This is a genomic window from Streptomyces sp. NPDC059679 (genome assembly GCF_042734105.1).
Lineage (GTDB): Bacteria > Actinomycetota > Actinomycetes > Streptomycetales > Streptomycetaceae > Streptomyces.
The window spans coordinates 1-6,540 of record NZ_JBHWES010000151.1; the positions used below are offsets into that span (position 1 = coordinate 1).

A 6,540-nucleotide genomic window follows, 5' to 3' on the forward strand; every position below is an offset into this window, starting at 1 on the left:
ACTCACCGGCTCCTGCACACCCGAATACTCGGCGGCGTGATCAACGAGTACAGATACGCCGCCTGACCAGCAGCGACGAGTTTCCGAACGGCACACGACCGAAACGGCGGGTCCCCGTCCTGGAGATACACGCCTCCGACCTCACCGCCCGCACCCTGAGCCTCCAGCAGCACGGCTCCGCCAGCAACCGTGAGGCCAAGCGGTGGCTGGAGGCCCCACGAGCGGTGTGTGTACGACGATGCGGCCCGCGTCCAGCATCTGAAGCGGCTTATCTGCCTGCGCACCGACTGCCACGCCGTCACCCCACTACGGATACGCCCAGGTCCGCGGGCTGGAGTCGAAAGCCTTCGCCCACCTGACCAGAGTCACCGAGATGGACGGGGTCACGGCCCGCCGCCACATCGACGCCGCGTTCGCGACGTGGCGGCGCCATTCGAAGGTCACCTGGAATCGGCGGAACAAGGCCGCGGCCAGGCGTTTCTTCCGCAGGCTCCTCAAGAGGACGGGTGCGGTGCCGCGCGTGGTCGTCACGGACAAGCTCCGCTCCCACGGCGCCGCTCACCACGAGGTCATACCCTCCATGGAGCACAGCAGTCGAACCACCTGAACAACCGGGCGGAGAGCGGCCGTCAGCCGACGAGGCAGCGCGAACGCACGATGAAAGGCTTCCGCTTCGTGGGCGGGGCCCAGCGGTTCCTGTCCGCCTTCGCGGCATCTCACCCCACTTCCGACCCCCACCATCTCGTGGCCGCCCCGAATACCGGGCCGAGATGAGCATCCGCTTCGCCATCCGAGAGTCGGTCACTGGCGTCGCCGGTTGGCCCACCGCAGCCTGAGCACGGGCCGGCCTCCAGGCCCACCAGGCCCCGACGCGCCGTCAGACACCCACGCCCCGATAACGCAACAGTGCCGGTATGCGGTCTCCCCTGACCACTGACCCAGCACTTGCACTCATCGGTGCCATCACTTCCACCCGCCTGGCACAATATTTATTCCGACAAGGCCCAGCACGGCTGTCTCGTTACGGCGCTCCAGAACCGGATACAGCACTCACACCCTGGGAGTGCCCCATCTGCCGGCGGACGAAAAGGGGCTTTACCACCCCTTGACGCAGGTCGTCCACCGCAGCCGAAAGCCCCACGAACGGACTGCCTGCGGAAACCTGCCAGGAAAGATCAGCAGCGGTTCGCCTCACCCCTGTCGCATGGGGAGCACGACACCGTGCTCCCACCACGAAAGGTGCTCGAGCGCCGACAAGGGGTCCTTATGCCTCTCGATGCAGAAGACATCCGAATCGATGGGGTGACGTCGGGGGCCTGCGGTTGACGACGGCGCGTGAGGGCGCGGTACGGCACTGTAGGTCTACCGGATCGGGTGACGGACGAATCGGGCACCGTTGACACGTCTGCGAGTTGGGAGCACGAGTGCTCCCAGAGGGCTCCCACTTGCTCCCAGCCCGGAAACGGTTAAGGCCGCTTCCGCTACCCGCGGAAACGGCCTCCGACCTGCGATGATGCTGGTCGGGACGACAGGATTTGAACCTGCGACCCCTTGACCCCCAGTCAAGTGCGCTACCAAACTGCGCCACGTCCCGGTGCTTGTCCGGCTTCGGCTTTCGCTCTGGCCGGTCGCGCAAGAGAACAATACCGCACTTCAGGGGGTGGTCGCTGCCACCTTTCGGTGGGGTGCGGCAGGCCGGGGATGAGCCTCTGGTTACGTTGGGTTGGCCGACGATGGCGAGGTGTGTCCAGGTGTGGCTGCGCCTCCGTTCGGACGGGGCAGGAGGGCGGCTGGGCGCGGGGGCTCAGGTGTGGGCGTTCAGCCAGGTCAGTAGGTCTTGCTGGACCTGGTCGCGGTTGGTTTCGTTCAGGATCTCGTGGCGGGCGTCGGGGTAGCTCTTCCAGCTCAGGTCGAGGGTGCCGAGGTAGCGGAAGTCCTCAAGGAGTTCGTGGACCAGTGTCAATCGCTGGTTGCAGGGGTCCTCGGCGCCCACGGCGATGTGGACGGGCAGTCTGGGCGGGGTGCGGGATTGGTTGTGCGGGTTGTTGATCTTGCGGACGGCACGGACCCAGTCAAGTGAGAGGCCGGCGCTGAAGGGGAAGCCGCACCGCTCGTCCGCCGTGTAGGCGGCCACTTCTGTGGGGTCGCGGGAGAGCCATTCGTAGCCGGTGCCGGGTTCGTAGGGGTCGTTGAAGGAGGCGAAGAGCTCGGTGGTGAAGCTGGACAAGGCGGTGCGGCCGTGCTTGGCGATTTCGGTCTCCAGGCGGGTGATGGCCTCGTCTGGGTCTGTCGCGGGCAGTGAGCGGAAGGTGCCGGAGAGGATCAGGCCGGAGAGGTCGTCGCCGTATTCCTGGGCGCAGTCGCGGGCGAGCATCGAGCCCATGCTGTGGCCCAGCAGGAACAGCGGCGTCCTGGGCAGAGCCTGCCGGGTGCGGCCGCCGACGGTTCGCAGGTCCTTGACGATGGCCCTCCAGCCGTCGCCCTCCTCGCCCACGACGCCGAGGCCGCCCGTGGAGGCGGCGGTCACGCCGTGGCCGCGGTGGTCCGAGGCGACCACGGCGTAGCCGTGGTCGCACAGGAAGCGGGCGAAGCGGTCGTAGCGCTGGGCGTGTTCCGCGGCGCCGTGGGCGATCTGGACGATCGCGCGTGGGGGGCGTGACTCAGGGAGCCAGGTGTAGGTGGCCAGGCTTACGCCGTCCGGGGTGGGGAGGTGGTTGGTGTGGTAGGTGATGCCGTCCGTCGGCATGCCGTCTCATCTCCTGTGTGGGAGGGGAGGAGGAACTGTCCTGTGTTGGGGGGCGGGAGGGGGAGGGATCCACCGCTGCCACCCCGTGTTCGCCGAGGCGTGGGACGCCGTGGCAGCCGCGATGGGATCACTCCTTCCCGACAGGGGCACACCCATCCCTCCGGGCCGGGGCACGTTATTCCTGCTGGGGCACGGTCTTCCCGCCCGGGCCGGGGGCACGTTATTCCTGCTGGGGCACGGTCTTCCCGCCCGGGCCGGGGGCACGTTATTCCTGCCAGGGCACCGTCTTCCCGCCCCCCGAGGCACGCCCTTCTCTGTCTCGTGCCTCCGCGTCTTCCTCGCGACGCAGTGTTGACCCCGGGCCCGAGGCCCATGAAACGATCAAGTGCTGCACGCACCACTGCCCACTCCTGCTCCGCACAACTACGTGTTCCAGGAGGACCGTTGGAGACCGCAGACACTGCCGCCACAGCCGAGCCCGCCCCCGTCCCCGCCCTCTCCCCCGAGCCCGCCCCCGGCGACGCCGCGCCGCCCTCGCTCTCCCGCCGCCGGTTTCTGCAGGCCGCCGCTGGTACCGCTGCCGTGGCCGGGGCGGGGGCCGGGTTGCCGGCGCAGAGCGCTGCCGCCTCGGCGCGGCGGGCCTCGCTCACCTTGTCGTTCACCGGGGCCACCAATGGCGCCGCGACGCTCTCTCCCTCTGGTGACTGGCTGGTCGCCGAGGTCCAGAATGTGCTGTGGTCCCTGCCCCGGAAGGGCGGCGCCGCCACCGCGCTCACCCCGCCCGATCTGGAGCCCACGCGGCCGGTCTTCTCCCCCGACGGGAAGCTGCTGGCGGTCTGTGCGTACCGGGGCGGCGGGTTCCATCTGTGGACGCTGCGACCGGACGGCTCGGATGTGCGGCAGCGAACGGATGGGCCCTGGGACGACCGGGGTCCGGCCTGGTCGCCCGACGGCACCCGGATCGCTTTCGCCTCCGAGCGCGGCGGCGACACGGTGGCGGGCAGCCCGTACCGGGTGTGGGTGCTGGAGGTGGCCACGGGGGAGCTCACCCGGCTGACCGGGGTGCCGGGGCAGGACGGGCCGCTGCAGGACGGCGTCTGGGAGGACTTCGACCCCGCGTGGTCCCCCGACGGCGAGCGGGTGCTGTTCGTACGCGGCCGGCTCGCCGGGGCCGCGCTGGACGCCCGTACGGTCGCCTCGGTACGGGCCGACGGGAGCGGGCCGGTGACGGTGGAGCACACCGAGGCGGCCGCCGGGGTGCAGGTGCTCGCGCCCGCGGTGTCGCCCGGCGGCACGCTCGCCTATCTGCGCACCACCCCCGCTCCCGAGGCCTCCTGCACGCTGGTCGTCGGCGGTGCGGTCGTCCCGGTGGAGGGCGATGTACAGCCGGTGCCGCCGCGCTGGACGGGCGGCGGAGAGCTGCTGCTCACCGTGGGCGGGCGGTTCCGGTTGGTGCGGCCCGAGGCGCCGGGCGGCGGGGAGGAGATACCGTTCAAGGCCGCCTTGCCGGTCGGCCGGCCGCGTTACCGCGTCAAGCAGTACGACTTCGACAGCGGCGGCGGGGCGCGGCCGGTGCGCGGGGTGCATCTGCCCGCGCTGTCCCCCGACGGGCGCAAGGTGGCCTTCGCCGCGCTGAACTCCCTGTGGGTCGCGGACACCACCGGCGGCCGTGCCCCGCGCCGGATCGTACGGGCCTCGCCCACCCGCTATCTGCTGGGCCCGACGTGGACGCCCGACGGGCGGGCGCTGATCTACGCCGACGACCGCGACGGGCTGCTCGCCGTACGCCGCCGGGACCTCGCCTCGGGCGAAGAGACCGAGCTGGCCTCCGGGGGCCGGGTGCATCCGGCGCTGTCCCCCGCAGGCGATCGCCTCGCCAGTATCGACATGTCGGGAAACCTGGTCCTGCGTGACCTCGCCGCCGGCACCGAGCGCACGCTGGCCGCGCCGCTCGGCGGCGGTGGGCTGCCCGGCAGACCGAGCTGGTCGCCGGACGGTCGCTTTATCGCCTATTGCGATCGCAACCGGCTGAACCAACGGTTCCGCGAGGGCTACAACCTCATCCGGATCGTGGCTGTGAGCAGCGGCGCGGCCAGGCTGTACGCGCTGGCGCCGCACACCTCGCTCTCCGACCGCTACGACTCCGGCCCCGTCTGGTCCCCCGACGGCCGCCATCTCGCCGTGATCGCCGAATCCGCCCTGTGGCTGCTGCCCGTACGGCCCGACGGCACCCCGGACGGCGAGCCGCGCCGGCTGACCGAGGAGAGCGCCGACCACCCCTCCTGGTCGGGGGATTCGCGCTCCCTCCTGTATCTGTCGGCGGGCAAGCTGCGGCTGCTGGACGTCGAGGGCGGCACGGCCCGTACCGTGCGCGTCCCGCTCGACCACCGGCGCCCGAGCCCGGCCGACACCGTCGTCCACGCCGGGAGGTTCTGGGACGGCACCGGCGACGACGGCACGGTGCGCGAGGACGTCGACATCGTGGTGCGCGGCGGACGCGTCACCGCCGTCGAGGCGCATCGCGCCGGGCGGCCCGCGAAGCGCCGCGTGGACGCCTCCGCGCGCACCGTCGTGCCCGGTCTCTGGGATGCCCATACGCATCCCTGGCAGTACACCTACGGTGCCCGGCAGACCATGCTGCAGCTCGCCTACGGCATCACCACCGCCGTCTCGCTCGGCGGCTTCGCGTACGAGCAGGCGCGGCTGCGCGAGGCCATCGCGGCGGGCGCCCTGGCCGGGCCCCGGCTGCTGGCCACCGGAGAGCTGCTGGACGGGCCGCGCGTCGCGTACAGCATGGGGCGGGCGCACCGCACCCGCGAGGGGCTGCGCCGCTCGCTGGAGCGCGGGGCGGCGCTCGACTGGGACTTCGTCAAGACGTACGTACGCGCGCCCGGCTGGATCATGGAGGAGGCCGCCCGCTTCGCGCACGACCGGCTCGGGGTGCGTGCCGGCAGCCATCTGTGCTCGCCCGGTGTACAGCTCGGACAGGACCTGACCACCCATCTGCAGGCCACGCAGCGCCTGGAGTACGGGCACGCCACGACGGCGACCGGGCAGTCCTTCCAGGACGTGACGGAGATCTACACCGCGACCGACTTCCGTCTGATAGCCACGCCGTTCACGGCCTCGCCGCTGGTCGGGGCCGACCCGTCGCTGGCCGAGGACGAACGGGTCACCCGGCTCATGCCGCCCTGGGACACCGCCCTGGTGCGGCAGTTGGCCCAGGCCCCGCCCACCGCCGCCCAGCTCGCCACCCTGCGCACCGAGATCGGGGTCTACCGGCGGATCCTCGCCGGCGGCGGGGTGGTCGCCCTGGGCACGGACGCGCCGCTGGTGCCGGTGGGGCTCCATCTGCACATGGGGCTGCGGGCGCTGCACAAGTACGGGCTCTCGGCGGCGGAGGCGCTGCGCACCGCGACCCTGCTGCCCGCGCGGGCGTTCGGCGCGGACCGGGATCTCGGCACCCTGGAGGTGGGGAAGCTGGCGGACCTGACGGTCGTGGACGGCGATCCCTTCACGGACTTCGACTCGCTCGTGCGCACGGTCTCGGTGCTGCGCGGCGGCGTGCCGTACGAGCAGGACGAGCTCGTACGCGCCTTCCCGGAGGGCGGCCGGGCGCGGCAGGGGAAGTCGGCGGAGCACTGGCTGGAGGTGGGTCGGCTGCTGCGGCGGGACACCTGCTGCGACGGGGAGGGGTGACGGCGCGCTTTGGTTGTGCGTCGCGCGGTTGTGCGTCGTGCGTTGGGGGCGTGTGAGCGGGCCCCTACGGCCGCCGCCGCGGGCCGGAGCGCTTG

2 protein-coding genes, 1 tRNA gene and 1 pseudogene are annotated in these 6,540 nt (G+C 71.6%); 2 read left to right on the forward strand and 2 right to left on the reverse strand.

Annotation, left to right across the window (positions count from 1 at the left end):
- Positions 1-448 precede the first annotated feature (448 nt).
- Positions 449-836: pseudogene (locus ACFV2X_RS55045) on the forward strand (DDE-type integrase/transposase/recombinase); the annotation flags it as partial.
- A gap of 681 nt (positions 837-1,517) precedes the next feature.
- Here the strand turns inward: ACFV2X_RS55045 and ACFV2X_RS55050 are convergent.
- Positions 1,518-1,594, reverse strand: a tRNA-Pro gene (locus ACFV2X_RS55050).
- 210 nt (positions 1,595-1,804) lie between these two features.
- On the reverse strand, positions 1,805-2,746 hold the full coding sequence (locus tag ACFV2X_RS55055) for an alpha/beta fold hydrolase (RefSeq protein WP_385631752.1): 942 nt from the start codon (positions 2,744-2,746) through the stop codon (positions 1,805-1,807).
- A 444-nt stretch (positions 2,747-3,190) separates the two neighbouring features.
- Here ACFV2X_RS55055 and ACFV2X_RS55060 point away from each other — a divergent pair, with 444 nt between their 5' ends.
- Positions 3,191-6,445 (forward strand): amidohydrolase family protein, encoded by a 3,255-nt coding sequence (locus ACFV2X_RS55060; protein WP_385631754.1) that lies wholly within the window; start codon positions 3,191-3,193, stop codon positions 6,443-6,445.
- Positions 6,446-6,540: the final 95 nt, after the last annotated feature.